We start from the raw sequence: 14,511 nt of genomic DNA, 5'->3' as shown, positions 1-14,511 counted from the left end.
CGTTAGCACAGTTAATGTTTATACGCAGGACAAACCCACTAGAACAAGGCTTGATGAGCGACGCATAGTCTTTCTTATGCGAGCGTAACCATAACGATGTTATTGTGGGTTTAGACCAGTATAAAAACAAAAAACTCGCCGAAGCGAGTTTTAAATACGTTAGTACAGTTAATGTTTATACGCAGGATAAACCCACTAGAACAAGGCTTGGTGAGCGACGCATAGTCTTTCTTATGCGAGCGTAATCATAACGATGTTATTGTGGGTTTAGACCAGTATAAAAACAAAAAACTCGCCGAAGCGAGTTTTAAATACGTTAGCACAGTTAATGTTTATACGCAGGATAAACCCACTAGAACAAGGCTTGGTGAGCGACGCATAGTCTTTCTTATGCGAGCGTAACCATAACGATGTTATTGTGGGTTTAGACCAGTATAAATTACATCATACCGCCCATGCCGCCCATACCACCCATGCCGCCCATATCAGGCATTGCAGGAGCTGGAGCATCAACAGCAGTTTCAGTAACCATTGCTTCGGTTGTTAGCATTAAACCAGCAACTGATGCTGCAAATTGTAATGCACTACGAGTTACTTTAGTTGGATCTAGGATACCCATTTCTAACATATCACCGTAAGTGCTGTTACCAGCGTTGTAACCAAAGTTACCATTACCGTTACGTACTTCGTTAAGTACTACAGATGATTCATCACCACAGTTGGCAACGATCTGACGAAGAGGTGCTTCCATTGCACGTAGCGCAACTTTAATACCATGAGTTTGGTCTTCGTTGATACCTTCTAGGTCTTTAATTTTGTCTGCAACTCGAACTAGCGCTGTACCACCACCGGCAACAACACCTTCTTCGACTGCCGCGCGTGTAGCGTGCAATGCATCTTCAACACGAGCTTTTTTCTCTTTCATTTCTACTTCTGTAGCTGCACCTACTTTAATTACAGCTACACCGCCAGCAAGTTTTGCTAAACGTTCTTGTAGTTTCTCTTTGTCGTATTCTGAAGAAGAATCTTCAATTTGACCACGAATTTGAGCTACTCGAGCTGAGATTTCTGCTTGCTCACCGATACCATCAATGATGGTTGTATTGTCTTTAGAAATAACAACGCGTTTTGCTTGACCTAAGTCTTCTAACGTCGCTTTTTCTAATTCCATACCGATTTCTTCAGAAATTACAGTACCAGCTGTTAATGTTGCGATATCTTGTAACATCGCTTTACGACGGTCACCAAAACCAGGCGCTTTAACAGCAGCAACTTTAACAATGCCGCGCATGTTGTTAACAACTAATGTTGCTAAGGCTTCACCTTCAACATCTTCGGCAATAATTAATAATGGACGGCTTGCTTTAGCAACACCTTCAAGAGTCGTTAATAGCTCACGAATGTTTGAAACTTTTTTATCGACTAAAAGAATGAAAGGGTTTTCTAATTCTACAGTGCCATTTTCTTGGCTATTGATGAAATAAGGAGATAAGTAACCACGATCGAACTGCATACCTTCAACAACATCTAGTTCGTCAGTAAGTGCTTGACCTTCCTCTACTGTGATAACACCTTCAGTACCTACTTTATCCATCGCGTGAGCAATCATCTCACCAACTGTAGTGTCAGAGTTAGCAGAGATAGTACCTACTTGTTCGATAGCTTTATTGTCAGCACATGGTTGCGATAATTCTTTTAAACCTTCAACCGCAGCAATAACCGCTTGATCGATACCACGTTTAAGATCCATAGGATTCATGCCAGCAGCAATAGACTTCAAGCCTTCGTTTACAATCGCTTGTGCAAGTACAGTTGCTGTAGTCGTGCCGTCACCAGCTTCGTCATTGGCTTTAGAAGCAACTTCTTTAACCATTTGTGCGCCCATGTTTTCAAACTTGTCAGCAAGCTCGATTTCTTTAGCAACACTTACACCATCTTTAGTGATTGTTGGACCACCAAAACTTTTGTCTAATACAACATTACGTCCTTTTGGACCTAATGTAACTTTAACTGCATCTGCAAGAATGTTCACACCGTTAAGCATTTTAACTCGTGCGTCATTGCCAAATAATACTTCTTTAGCTGCCATTTTTAATTCCTCAATTTTGCTAATACCCGGTTAAACCCGATATTTATAATTTGTAGTTTATATGTATTGTTATTCAACAATCGCAAGAATGTCTGCTTCACTTAAAATCAGTACTTCTTCGCCGTCAATCTTTTCAGCTTTTGCACCGTAACCTTCACTAAAGATCACTTGGTCGCCTACTTTTACATCTAAAGGACGAACGTCACCGTTTTCCATGATACGACCATTACCAACAGCAACAACTTCACCGCGCGTTGACTTTTCTGCAGCACTGCCAGTTAGGACAATACCACCAGCAGACTTAGACTCTACTTCTTTACGTTTGATAATCACACGATCGTGTAAAGGACGAATGCTCATTTATATCTCCTGATATACTTAATATTAAGTTTTAATAACTAATTAAAAATTGTTTCTAAATTTATGGGGATTAATTTTCTACACTCAAGTGGAAAATCAATCTTTTTACTAAAATTCGTGATTTAAAACTGACCTAACTCTAATCTTTTCGCTGAAAGTCGCCATCAATGGTTCGGTCATTGTTTGAATTTTCAATCTTATGAGTGTTTTGCTGATCTGATTTTACCTCGAACTCTCCTTCAAATGTTGAAGACTGCTGTGTTGAGTTTTGAGAATAAAAAAACTGACTTTGACCCGCTTGTTTAAGCACCATATTTTTCTTAACCATCGCAACAATCGCCGAACGAGAAACAGGCCACAGTAGCAATAAACCAAAAACATCGGTAATAAAACCTGGTGTTAATAATAAAACGCCAGCAATCAATAACAATAATGCGGCAATAATTTCATCTGATGGCATTTCACCCTGGGCTAATTTAGTTTGCACTGATTGGTAAGTTGCAGTGCCTTGTTGGCGAACCATAGCGGCGCCAACCCAAGCTGTTAAGATCACTAAACCAATGGTAGGTAGAGTGCCAATTAAAGCCCCCACATTCATCAATACCATAATTTCGACAATTGGCATGACGATAAATAATAGAAATAAAACTTTAAACATAAACAACCATTTTTGAAAATAGATGGAAAGTATATTGGGGCTTTCCGGTCTAATTCAACCATAGGAGTCAATAAGTAACATAATTAATATGTCGCTTATTCGGAAATAAGTGTGTTTCGATTGAATTTCATTTAATATCCATTCAATAATTTAATAATTTAATCAACTTCAATGTATCTGGCAGATAAAATTTACTGCCAATTTATAATACAAGTTTAGGTTTATTTTAATGGGTTAGGATTATTATGTTTCAAGTGGTTTTATGTAATTGCCCCGATGAGGATGTTGCATTTCGCATCAGCGAAATAATAGTTAAAGAAAAATTGGCGGCATGTGTTAATATCTTGCCCAAAATAACATCTATATACAGTTGGCAAGGTACAATCAAACGCGACAGCGAAGTGATGCTGATGATTAAAACTAAGCAATCACTTTACACTGAACTTGAACAGTGTATTAAGAAGTATCACCCCTATGACGTAGCTGAAGTAATTGCGCTGGACATCCAGCAAGGCAGTGCACAGTATTTAGATTGGATAACAAACACGGTAAAAGAACTCTAATGCGCAACATATTCGCTTTTTTATTATTAGCAAGCACCTTACTTTTTAATCAAGTTAACGCTGAAGAATCAATATTTGATACATCAATGGATTCTTTATTTTCTAATGAACAGGATTTCTTGCCTGTTGATCAAGCATTTCAGTTTGACTTTATTCAAATTGACGACGATTTAGAAATTTATTTTACTGTCGCCGATGGCTACTATTTATATCGTGAAAAATTTAAATTTGATGGTACTAACGTTGAATTCGAGACACCAACCTTACCTACTGGTACCGAGCACGAAGATGAGTTTTTTGGTATTCAACAAGTTTATTACCAACAATTAAAAATCAACATTAATCTTACCAGTGTAAATGCTGACGGTGAGTTAGTACTAACATACCAAGGTTGTGCGGAAAAAGGGCTGTGTTATCCGCCAACGAAAAAATCTATCCCAATTTCTGCGTTAATAAAAAATAACACTGACACATCAAACAGTGACACCAATGCGGTATTAGACGCCATAAGTAACAGCGAAACTAACGATGCGGTAAGCAAAGGTGAGACGCAAGTAAGTCAGCAGAATGAACTTGCTAATATGCTCGCGGAAAACAGTTTAATTATCACTTTACTGACATTTTTTGGTTTAGGGATATTCTTATCTTTTACGCCTTGTGTGTTTCCTATGTACCCAATTTTAACCGGGATTATTGTGGGTCAAAGTGAGCAACTTAGTACGCGCAAAGCCTTCACTTTATCCATGGCCTACGTACAAGGTATGGCAATTACTTACACTGCCTTAGGTGTCGTTGTTGCTCTTGCTGGTGCACAATTTCAGGCTGCATTTCAACACCCAATCGTATTAACAGTTTTAAGTGTCCTATTTATCTTTTTAGCATTGTCGATGTTTGGTGTTTTTAATCTAGCAATGCCTGCGTCGTGGCAACAAAAGCTTTCTAATCTTAGCAATCAACAAAAAGGCGGCTCACTGATCTCAGTATTTATTATGGGTGCCATTTCAGGTTTAGTTGCCTCCCCTTGTACGACTGCACCACTCACAGGGATCTTATTTTATATCGCACAAACAGGTGACGTATTCATTGGTGCTACGTCGCTTTATATCTTGAGCATGGGCATGGGGCTACCACTGTTAATATTAGGTGTATCTGGTGGTAAATTATTGCCGAAGGCCGGAAATTGGATGAACGTTATTAAGAATATTTTTGGATTCTTATTGCTTGCAGTGCCAATTTTCTTATTAGAGCGCTTTATTCCAGAAATGGCTGCGACTCTGTTATGGGCAGCGTTGTTACTAGCCGCAGCAACTTACTTTTATGTGGTTAATACTGAATCGAAACCAAAACCTATAACGTTTTTCTACGGTGTGCGCACGTTTATCATCTTTGTCATGATGTTTTTCGCTGCTAATTTAGCTTACAACACAATATTTGCATCGCCAGTGGCGCATCAAGGGCAAATGCAACACAAGGAATTTGTGAAAGTGGCAAGCTTAAGCGAATTAAACCAACAAGTCGCACTAGCCAATAGTAACGGCCAGACTGTCATGGTTGACCTATATGCTGACTGGTGTATTGCATGTAAAGAGTTTGAGAAGTACACATTCCCGAAACCTGAAGTGCAGCAAGCACTTAATAACTCGGTCATGATCCAAATAGATCTTACTGATACGGGTTCAGATACAAGCGTTGAATTAATGGAGCACTTTGAAGTATTTGGATTACCGTCAATACTGTTTTTTGATCTAAACGGTAAAGAGTTAGATAGCCAACGCGTAACGGGTTTTATGGGCGCAAGCGAATTTGCCGCCCACATTAATCGAATATTTAATTAAATAAGCGAATTAAATCAAACCAAATTAAGGGGGCTTAAGCCTCCTTTTTTACATTTATAAAAGATTAAAATTCAAAAAATCTAGCTGATAAGACCAGTATTATGCTTCTAATTTCCGCGAAAATGACTATAATGTGCAAATAATCGAAAAATGAAAGATTTTTCAAGGGTTATTGCTACAACTCATTAACAGCGAGTCGTAATAACTTCAAATAATAATAATTTCACTGGATTTAGCGAAGTATGAGTACAAAAAACAAAGTTCTCGTGTTAAATGGCCCGAACTTAAATATGTTGGGAAAGCGTGAACCTGAAGTATACGGCAGCGCCACACTCAGTGACATTATTGAAGACTTGGTAAAACAAGCCGCGTCTCTTGAAATTGAATTATCGCATTTGCAATCAAATGCAGAACACGAATTAATTGATGCACTTCACTCCGCATATGAAAAAATAGACTTTGTCATCATCAATCCGGCGGCATTTACTCATACTAGCGTTGCATTAAGAGATGCATTGTTAGCGGTAAATATCCCGTTTGTTGAAGTCCATCTTTCAAATGTACATAAACGTGAAGAGTTTCGCTCTATATCTTACCTTTCGGATGTTGCCGAAGGTGTAATTTGTGGTTTTGGTGCCAAAGGTTATGAATACGCTCTTAACTTTGCAGCAGAATCATTAAACGAAAAATAAATAAATATAAACATTACAAGGTGTAATAATGGATATTCGTAAAATCAAAAAACTAATCGAACTTGTTGAAGAATCAGGAATCAATGAACTTGAAATTTCTGAAGGTGAAGAGTCAGTTCGAATCAGTCGTGGCGGTCAAGTAATCGCTGCAGCGCCAGTAGCAGCGCCTGCACCAGTAGCAGCTCCTGTAGCGGCAGCAGCTCCTGCAGCAGCAGAAGCACCGGCAGCGGCTGAAATTTCAGGTCACGTTGTTCGCTCACCTATGGTTGGTACATTCTATTCGGCATCTTCTCCTGATGCAGCAGCGTTTGTAGAAGTTGGTCAACACGTTAACGCTGGCGATACTTTATGTATTGTTGAAGCAATGAAAATGATGAACCAAATCGAAGCAGACAAGTCTGGTGTAATTAAGCAAATTCTTGCCCAAAACGGCGACACAATTGAATTTGATCAACCACTATTCGTAATTGAATAAGCTAACTAAGGAAGATTAATTCCATGTTAAAAAAAGTTGTTATCGCCAACCGAGGCGAAATAGCATTACGTATATTACGTGCTTGTAAAGAACTTGGTATTCAAACTGTAGCTGTTCATTCAACAGCAGACAAAAGTTTGAAGCACGTATTATTAGCTGACGAAACTATTTGTATTGGTAAGCCAGCTGCAACAGAAAGCTATTTAGATATTCCACGCATAATTACAGCGGCAGAAGTTACTAATGCGGATGCAATTCATCCTGGTTACGGTTTCCTTGCTGAAAATGCTGATTTTGCAGAGCAAACAGAAAACTCTGGTTTCGCCTTTATCGGTCCTTTAGCGGAAAGTATCCGTTTAATGGGTGATAAAGTATCTGCTATCAATGCAATGAAACAGGCTGGCGTTCCTTGTGTTCCTGGCTCTGATGGTCCACTTACAGATGACGATGAAGCTAACTTAGCTCACGGTCGTCGTATTGGTTACCCTGTGATCATCAAAGCATCTGGTGGTGGTGGTGGTCGCGGTATGCGCGTTGTTCGCGAAGAAGCAGACCTATTAGAATCAATTCTATTAACTCAAGCTGAAGCACGTGCTGCTTTCAACAATGATGTAGTTTACATGGAAAAATTCCTTGAAAACCCACGTCATGTTGAGATTCAAGTATTAGCTGATGGACAAGGTAATGCAATCCATTTAGGCGAGCGTGACTGTTCAATGCAACGTCGCCATCAGAAAGTTGTTGAAGAAGCGCCTGCACCTGGTATTTCTGAAGAACTTCGCGCAGAAATTGGTGCTCGTTGTTGTAACGCATGTATCGAGATCAACTATCGCGGTGCTGGTACGTTCGAATTCTTATATGAAAACGGTGAGTTCTACTTTATTGAAATGAACACTCGTATTCAGGTAGAGCACCCAGTATCAGAAATGGTTACTGGTGTTGACTTAATTAAAGAGCAATTACGTGTTGCTTCTGGTCAAAAGTTAACTATCAAACAAGAAGACATCAAAGTAACTGGCCACGCAATCGAGTGTCGTATTAACGCTGAAGATCCACGTACTTTTATTCCTTCACCAGGTAAAATTACTCGTTTCCACCCTGCTGGTGGTAATGGTGTTCGTTGGGATTCTCACATTTATACTGATTACTCTGTGCCTCCTCATTATGACTCAATGGTTGGTAAGCTAATCACTTATGGTGAAACTCGTGACGTTGCTATTGCACGCATGAAAAATGCATTAGATGAATTAGTAATCGATGGCATCAAAACTAATATCGCTCTTCAGGAAGATATTATGAATGATACTGGTTTCGCTCGCGGTGGAGCTAACATCCACTACCTTGAAAAGAAGCTTGCTGAAATCGAATAATAAAATTCGTTTTTTATAAAATCCCAAAAACCCGCACTTAGCGGGTTTTTTATTGATCTTTAAAAACAAATTAAAATTAATCACTTTTCCATTAAATGCACTTTAAGGTAAAATGTTTTTATTCGAATACACCAATAAAATAAATGACTGAATTAGCTGAAAAACCAATTCCACCTGAAGATGACGACTGTTGTGGCGGCGGCTCATTTTGTCCATGTGTGTGGGACCATTATTATGCGCAATTACAAATTTGGCGTATTCAGCAAGACCAACTTAATAATACTGATTGATAAGTAATACCAAGTGAAATAATTATCTCAATTGGTATAAGAATTAAAGAGTACAATATAATGACCGATTTAATTGAAAAACCTACCCCTCCAGGAAACGGCGAATGCTGCGAAAGCGGCTCGTGCACACCGTGTGTTTGGGATTTTTATTATGAAGAAATGCAAAAGTGGCGCATTCAACAAGCAAAATTAAAAGAACAAGAAAAATTAGAAAAATAATATAAAATACAATCAGTTGCAATTATTACGCACTTATAGTGTCAGCTTTTTTTACATCTTAATAATTTCGACAATACCTGCTAAACACCTGATAAATTTACCTTTTCATATACTTATTGCCGCTCTAATGGCGAATTGCTCTGTTTTATCAAAATAAAACGTCAGATAAATATACAAAAACTTTCGTAGATAAATTAAGCGTTTTATTTGAAGGCTATAAATCTTTGAATCCGCTGTACATTATAACTTTGGAATAAAGTATGCATGATAACTAGACCAATGCTCATTAATTGGTATTTAAACTAAGGAAAATATTATGAAAAATTTTCTCAAAAAAATGCCTCTGTTGATTTTGTTGATTAGCGCCTTATTCGCTTTCCATGCAAAGGCGACGTTAATGTTAACCCCACTGGATTGTATTGTTGATTTTTGCTGGACCAGTGACGATAACTCAAACCCTCATGCTGACGATATTGCCACAATGATAGGTGACCCTGTCATTATCGAAAGTTTGTTTTACAAGTCGAATGCAGGAGGTGGTGATGAAGGTCCATACAGTAGCGATTACAGTACGACCTTTAGCAATACCGCTAATGACCCTGAGGATGCATTAATCGAGTGGTTAGAAGGTTCTTTTATAGACTGCGCTAGCGGTTGCTACCTTTCGGTGAAAGACGGTAATCATCAGCCTGCGATTTACGTTTTTGATATTAGCTCTTGGGATGGTCAGATGGACATTGAGTTAGATGGTTTTTGGCCTGATGAAGGTGCGATTTCAAATATCGCGATTTGGGGGGCTGGTGATACTCGATGCACTGGAGATTGCGGTGGTGGTGGCCAATCAATCCCTGAACCGCAAACTTTATTGATTCTTTCAACAGCCATACTAGGAGTTTATCTTTCAAGACGAAAACGACTTAATTAGTATTTTGGCCGTTAACGTTTGATAAATTTTGGTTATAAAAAAAGCCCTGAATTCTCAGGGCTTTTTACATTATAGCAGCGGGGGCTGTCTATGTTACCTATTAGATTTACCTTTACTGCCTTTAACAGCACCTTCCTTTGTAACAGTTATTTGCACTTGTTTCGCATTACCGGCAGCATCGTATGCTTTGGCAGAGATTGAATGACTGCCGTTAGATACTTTTTTGATATTCCAGCCATATTGTATTGTTGAGCTTAGCGAACTTGCTTTTAGTTGCCCGTTTATATAAAGCTCGGTTCTAACAACGTCTATGTTGTCACTCGCCGTCACAACTATCGTTTGGTTAGATGTAATTGTCGCGCCATCAAGTAAGTTAAGTGAAATATCAGGTGCTTCAGTGTCTGCTGGCTCAGGTTCTGGTTCTGGTTCAACAAAGTTGCTAATATACACTTCGATGGTGGCATTATTAATATTACCTGAACTGTCTTTAGCTCGAGCTTGCAATGCAATATTTTGTTGTTCATAAGCGCTAGTATCAGCAATAAAAGAATACGGCTTAGTCGTATCAGTCGCGATTAAATTCCCTTGTAAATACAACTCAACACTTGCAATTTCAACATTATCAGTTGCTTCAATTAAAACATCGACCTGTTCGTTGTGTTCACTATTTTGTGATGGCGAAACAAAACTTACCTCTGGTAATTGTTGGTCTTCAACAGGTGCTTCAACCTCAGAGGTAAGAGCTGCATAAGCATCAATTCGCCCATGACCATAAAGCTTACTATAAACACCATTCGCCATAGTTTTATCTGCTGTTGATTCCAATAATTGCTCTAACTCAACATTGCTCAAATTTGAAAACTTAGATTTTAATAAAGCAAGCACTGCCGCTGTTAACGGTGATGAAAAAGATGTTCCGCTTACGGCTGCATAACCACCACTCTTCGTTGTTGTATAAATTCCAACGCCTGGTGCTGACACGTCAACACAATTACCATAATCCGACCAACTGGCTTTACTATCTGATTTTCCAGTAGCAGATACTGTGATGATAAATGGATTATCATTACAATTTAAATCTGTACCACTGTTACCCGCAGAGGCGACAACTAAACCGCCGTTATTGTAAAAATATTGTGCTGCATTCGTTACCGTACTACTTGAACTTACTGCATAACTAATATTTGCAATACTAGCGCCATTATCGGCCGCCCAAATTAACCCCTCGGCAACATCACTCCAATAAGCATAGCCGTTACTCTGTTCACTCACTCTAACTGGTAATATCTTACTATTCCACGCAACAGATGTGACACCAATACTGTTATTACTCAATGCAGCGATTGTGCCGGCTACTTGCGTACCATGGCCATTTATATCGGTCACATCGGTATTATTACTGACCGAGTTGTATCCAGCTAATGTGTTTGCTGATAAGTCAGTATGTGGATTAACCCCGCTATCCAATACCGCAACCGTAATGCCTTCCCCTAAAGAGTATTGCCACGCGGCAGGAAGGTTCATTATCGGGAGATGCCAGGCATTAGCATAATAGTTATCATTGGCTTCTATAGATCCCGGTGATACTAATTTGTCTACTTCAACGAACTCTATTTCAGGGTACTTTCGTAGTAATTTTGCTATTGCCTTTTCACTATTTTTTTTAACTTTTAGTAAGTGAATATTAGCATTTGCTAATTTTAGCTTACGTTTGCCATGATTTTCCTGTTCCGCTAGAATATCTGCGACCCTTTCAGCGGAAGCTCCATCCTTTGCTTTGATTAATAAACGTCCATGTTCGGTATTGTTTTGAGCCGCTGCAATATTTATAGAAAATATCGATATTAGCGCCAATGATTTTACTATTTTAGAACCGAACACTTTCTGATTCCTCCAAGAATGATAAGTAAAGTAAGCAAAAACAAAGAACCACCACTTGAACCTGAGTCAGCTTCTGCTGTTTCAGTCGATGAAATATTATTGCTAGTTTCTGTTTCTTGAGCTGAAGCATTATTGTTTTCGTCTGATGCTTTTACTTCACTAGCATCTTCTGTCGGCTCAGCTTCTTGCTCAGAATTGTTATCAGAACCGTTACCAGAGTCATTGCCTGAGTTACTATTAGAATTATCTTCAGTGTTTTGCTCTGTGGTTGGTTCCGAGTTATTGTTTTCAGCAACTTCTTGCTCTTGTTCTGTTACACTGCCGTTGTCAGCGTCGTTGTTTGAGTTGCTTTCTTCTTCAACTTGTTCTTCTTCAACAGGCGTTTCAGGCTCAATCGGCTCGATAACTTCGATCACAATTTCTGTACGAGTAGGATCATTCGGGTACGCATCGCCATTGTCGCCTACGCCATCTTTATCTGTATCTTTAGTTTCGCTAGCATCAGCAGGAAAAGCATCTGCATTGTCGCCTACACCATCTTTATCTGTATCTTTAGTCTCACTAGCATCAGCAGGGAAAGCATCTGCATTGTCGCCTACGCCATCTTTATCTGTATCTTTAGTTTCGCTAGCATCAGCAGGGAAAGCATCTGCATTGTCGCCTACACCATCTTTATCTGTATCTTTAGTTTCGCTAGCATCAGCAGGGAAAGCATCTGCATTGTCGCCTACACCATCTTTATCTGTATCTTTAGTTTCGCTAGCATCAGCAGGGAAAGCGTCAGCATTGTCACCAACACCATCTAAATCGCTGTCGTGAGTTTCTGTTGCATCTTCAGGAAAAGCGTCAGCATTATCACCAACACCATCTAAATCGCTGTCTTGAGTTTCTGTTGCATCTTCTGGGAAAGCGTCAGCATTGTCACCGACACCATCTAAGTCGCTGTCGTGAGTTTCTGTTGCATCTTCAGGGAAAGCGTCAGCATTATCACCGACACCATCTAAATCGCTGTCGTGAGTTTCTGTTGCATCTTCTGGGAAAGCGTCAGCATTATCACCGACACCATCTAAATCGCTGTCGTGAGTTTCTGTTGCATCTTCTGGGAAAGCATCTTCACTATCAATAACGCCATCATCGTCAGAATCGATTGCATCTTCAATATTTATTTGCACTGTGTCAGAGCTCGAGATATTACCTGACGTGTCATACGCTACAGCATGTATTGTTAGTGATTGACCGTTATACTTTTCTTGCTCAATAACAAATTCGTAAGGCGCATGTTGTTCGGTAGCAAGCAATTCATTGTCAATATAAAGTTCTACTCTACTCACTTCTACATCGTCTGTAGCGTTAACATCAACTTCAACATTCTCACTGTGAGATGACTCTTCGTTAGGGGTAATAATTTCTACTGTTGGTGCAATTTGATCAACTTCAATTTCTCCTCCACCTAAGCTAGCCAATGCGGCATTGGCATCTATTCGACCGTAGCCAAATTTATTGGAAAAATCACCATCAAACATACTTTTATCTGCGCTATTTTTTAGTGCTGTTTCTAATTCATTGATTGTCGCTTGAGGATTCGCAGATTTTAAAACTGCTAATACCGCAGCAGTAATTGGAGCAGAAAAAGATGTACCACTAATGTTGCCATAGCCACCAGATTTGAATGTAGTTTTAATAGATACACCAGGAGCTGAAACGTCCACACAATTACCGTAATCTGACCAAGAAGCTTTATTGTCTGATGAGTCTGTAGCAGATACGATAATTACATTTGAATTTTCTGTACAGTTTAGATCGCCACCACTGTTACCAGCAGAAATAACAACTAAACCGCCTTTAGAACGAAAGTAACTCGCGGCATTAGAAACTGTAGTACTGGTTGCAAAGTCATAACTAAGGTTCGCTATGTCAGCCCCATTATCAGCAGCCCAGTTAAGACCTTCTGCGACGTGGCTCGAATAAGCATAACCATTAGATTTTTCGGAAATTTTGATTGGCAATATTTTAGCATTATGGGCGATTGAACTAATACCGATAGAGTTGTTTGTTAGTGCGGCGATAACGCCGGAAGTTTGGGTACCATGACCATTAATATCTGTTACATCACTATTATCACTTACTACATTTCGACCCGTAAGTATTTGACCTGCCATATCTTCATGGCTAACGGTAATACCAGTATCCAATACTGCCACGACCATATCTTTACCTGTGCTACTAGACCAAGCATCAGACATATTAATTTTAGGTAAATACCATTGGCTATTAACTAACGCATCATTAGTTTCTACGCTGTTTAATTCTAATTCTAAATCTAGTTCTGCGTAAGCGATATCAGGATGTGCATTTAATCGCTGAATCAATCGTTTTTCATTACCTTTCGATGTTTCGATAATAAATGTATGATCTGAAACAATGCTTCTTTGTTTTTTAGATAGGAATCTTTTCGCTAGCTTTTCAAGTGACTTAGCACTCACACCAGCTTTAACTTTAACTATGATATGGCCTTGTCTAAACTGTTTCTGCTTTGCATTTTTAGCAAATGCACTGCTCATAATTAGATTCAAGACTAAAAATAAGAATACAACTAAAGAGAAACTCTGAGTTGAAATTACATTATTACTTTTAGTGTTACTCACACCAAAAGCTATTTTTCTTTCTAAAGAAATCATCAAAAGACTCCACTTTCGTGAAGTCTACAAAACACCCTAACGCACCAATTTGTCTATTATTATTTTTATGTTAGTAATTTGGGGGTAACACGTAATACTTAAATGACATCTCTGTATACTAGGAAAGTTATCGTAGACCACTGATTAAAAATAAATTTACTGAATACAATTCATTTAAAAATATCGATTACACTTTCATTTTTTAAAGTTAACCTTCAAAAACGGACGACTTCTAGAGTTTTTAGTTCCAATGTCTAATTTTAAAAAGATAAACTTTATTACTGTTTACAGGGTTAACTTTAAGCTAAAAAATGACCAACCGTCAAATCGAACGTACACTTTTTAACCGCACGTTAACGGTTTGTAAACAACTTACGGGCAATTAATGTTAACAAGGTGTTAATTTTAAACGATTTATTTTTGAACAATTTAAAAAAAAATAATTTCATTTTTTTTGTAACTGAGAACAAAAAATG

General features: G+C 38.6%; 13 protein-coding genes. 8 read left to right on the top strand and 5 right to left on the bottom strand.

From position 1 onward, the window contains the following. Positions 1-439: 439 nt before the first annotated feature. The 3 genes from groL to LT090_RS01370 form a co-directional block, all read right to left on the bottom strand. Entirely contained in the window at positions 440-2,089 is a 1,650-nt protein-coding gene (gene groL / locus LT090_RS01380; RefSeq protein ID WP_068546996.1) for a chaperonin GroEL, read from the bottom strand. Positions 2,090-2,158: 69 nt separating this feature from the next. Next, complete coding sequence (locus LT090_RS01375; protein WP_068546997.1) at positions 2,159-2,449, bottom strand: co-chaperone GroES; 291 nt, start codon at positions 2,447-2,449, stop codon at positions 2,159-2,161. A gap of 139 nt (positions 2,450-2,588) precedes the next feature. Next, on the bottom strand, positions 2,589-3,107 hold the full coding sequence (locus LT090_RS01370; protein WP_068546998.1) for an FxsA family protein: 519 nt from the start codon (positions 3,105-3,107) through the stop codon (positions 2,589-2,591). Between the two features lie 245 nt (positions 3,108-3,352). Between LT090_RS01370 and cutA the strand changes: the two genes are divergently transcribed. From cutA to LT090_RS01340, 8 genes are all read left to right on the top strand, one after another. Beyond that, positions 3,353-3,670 (top strand): divalent-cation tolerance protein CutA, encoded by a 318-nt coding sequence (cutA, locus tag LT090_RS01365; protein WP_068546999.1) that lies wholly within the window; start codon positions 3,353-3,355, stop codon positions 3,668-3,670. Further along, positions 3,670-5,505 (top strand): protein-disulfide reductase DsbD, encoded by a 1,836-nt coding sequence (locus tag LT090_RS01360; RefSeq protein WP_068547000.1) that lies wholly within the window; start codon positions 3,670-3,672, stop codon positions 5,503-5,505. Before cutA ends, LT090_RS01360 begins: the two co-directional genes overlap by 1 nt. Before the next feature lie 242 nt (positions 5,506-5,747). Next, positions 5,748-6,197: a type II 3-dehydroquinate dehydratase gene (gene aroQ / locus LT090_RS01355; RefSeq protein WP_068547001.1), complete on the top strand. Its 450-nt coding sequence runs from the start codon at positions 5,748-5,750 to the stop codon at positions 6,195-6,197. A gap of 28 nt (positions 6,198-6,225) precedes the next feature. Beyond that, complete coding sequence (gene accB, locus LT090_RS01350) at positions 6,226-6,672, top strand: acetyl-CoA carboxylase biotin carboxyl carrier protein (RefSeq protein WP_068547002.1); 447 nt, start codon at positions 6,226-6,228, stop codon at positions 6,670-6,672. A 23-nt stretch (positions 6,673-6,695) separates the two neighbouring features. Beyond that, positions 6,696-8,042 (top strand): acetyl-CoA carboxylase biotin carboxylase subunit, encoded by a 1,347-nt coding sequence (accC, locus tag LT090_RS01345; RefSeq protein ID WP_068547003.1) that lies wholly within the window; start codon positions 6,696-6,698, stop codon positions 8,040-8,042. A gap of 143 nt (positions 8,043-8,185) precedes the next feature. After that, positions 8,186-8,332, top strand: coding sequence for an oxidoreductase-like domain-containing protein (locus tag LT090_RS16790; RefSeq protein ID WP_082897211.1), 147 nt, complete (start codon positions 8,186-8,188; stop codon positions 8,330-8,332). 60 nt (positions 8,333-8,392) lie between these two features. Beyond that, positions 8,393-8,551 carry an oxidoreductase-like domain-containing protein gene (locus LT090_RS16785; protein WP_082897212.1) on the top strand — a complete coding sequence of 53 codons (159 nt, stop codon included), beginning with the start codon at positions 8,393-8,395 and terminating at the stop codon, positions 8,549-8,551. 316 nt (positions 8,552-8,867) lie between these two features. Beyond that, positions 8,868-9,476 (top strand): PEP-CTERM sorting domain-containing protein, encoded by a 609-nt coding sequence (locus tag LT090_RS01340; protein ID WP_068547004.1) that lies wholly within the window; start codon positions 8,868-8,870, stop codon positions 9,474-9,476. Positions 9,477-9,569: 93 nt separating this feature from the next. Here LT090_RS01340 and LT090_RS01335 read toward each other — a convergent pair whose 3' ends face one another. Continuing rightward, on the bottom strand, positions 9,570-11,357 hold the full coding sequence (locus LT090_RS01335; protein ID WP_068547005.1) for a S8 family serine peptidase: 1,788 nt from the start codon (positions 11,355-11,357) through the stop codon (positions 9,570-9,572). Next, positions 11,339-14,035 carry a S8 family serine peptidase gene (locus LT090_RS01330; RefSeq protein ID WP_070795868.1) on the bottom strand — a complete coding sequence of 899 codons (2,697 nt, stop codon included), beginning with the start codon at positions 14,033-14,035 and terminating at the stop codon, positions 11,339-11,341. The genes LT090_RS01335 and LT090_RS01330 overlap by 19 nt, the downstream gene beginning before the upstream one ends. Positions 14,036-14,511 lie beyond the last annotated feature (476 nt).

The organism is Thalassotalea crassostreae (assembly GCF_001831495.1).
GTDB classification, from domain to species: Bacteria; Pseudomonadota; Gammaproteobacteria; order Enterobacterales; family Alteromonadaceae; genus Thalassotalea_A; species Thalassotalea_A crassostreae.
This window is presented reverse-complemented; position numbering and strand designations above follow the sequence as displayed.

What these genes read in the sequence shown, in the direction of transcription:
- groL (WP_068546996.1), bottom strand. Translation starts at nt 2,089, where the DNA reads ATGGCAGCTAAAGAAGTATTATTTGGCAATGACGCACGAGTTAAAATG.
- LT090_RS01375 (WP_068546997.1), bottom strand. Translation starts at nt 2,449, where the DNA reads ATGAGCATTCGTCCTTTACACGATCGTGTGATTATCAAACGTAAAGAA.
- LT090_RS01370 (WP_068546998.1), bottom strand. Translation starts at nt 3,107, where the DNA reads ATGTTTAAAGTTTTATTTCTATTATTTATCGTCATGCCAATTGTCGAA.
- cutA (WP_068546999.1), top strand. Translation starts at nt 3,353, where the DNA reads ATGTTTCAAGTGGTTTTATGTAATTGCCCCGATGAGGATGTTGCATTT.
- LT090_RS01360 (WP_068547000.1), top strand. Translation starts at nt 3,670, where the DNA reads ATGCGCAACATATTCGCTTTTTTATTATTAGCAAGCACCTTACTTTTT.
- aroQ (WP_068547001.1), top strand. Translation starts at nt 5,748, where the DNA reads ATGAGTACAAAAAACAAAGTTCTCGTGTTAAATGGCCCGAACTTAAAT.
- accB (WP_068547002.1), top strand. Translation starts at nt 6,226, where the DNA reads ATGGATATTCGTAAAATCAAAAAACTAATCGAACTTGTTGAAGAATCA.
- accC (WP_068547003.1), top strand. Translation starts at nt 6,696, where the DNA reads ATGTTAAAAAAAGTTGTTATCGCCAACCGAGGCGAAATAGCATTACGT.
- LT090_RS16790 (WP_082897211.1), top strand. Translation starts at nt 8,186, where the DNA reads ATGACTGAATTAGCTGAAAAACCAATTCCACCTGAAGATGACGACTGT.
- LT090_RS16785 (WP_082897212.1), top strand. Translation starts at nt 8,393, where the DNA reads ATGACCGATTTAATTGAAAAACCTACCCCTCCAGGAAACGGCGAATGC.
- LT090_RS01340 (WP_068547004.1), top strand. Translation starts at nt 8,868, where the DNA reads ATGAAAAATTTTCTCAAAAAAATGCCTCTGTTGATTTTGTTGATTAGC.
- LT090_RS01330 (WP_070795868.1), bottom strand. Translation starts at nt 14,035, where the DNA reads ATGATTTCTTTAGAAAGAAAAATAGCTTTTGGTGTGAGTAACACTAAA.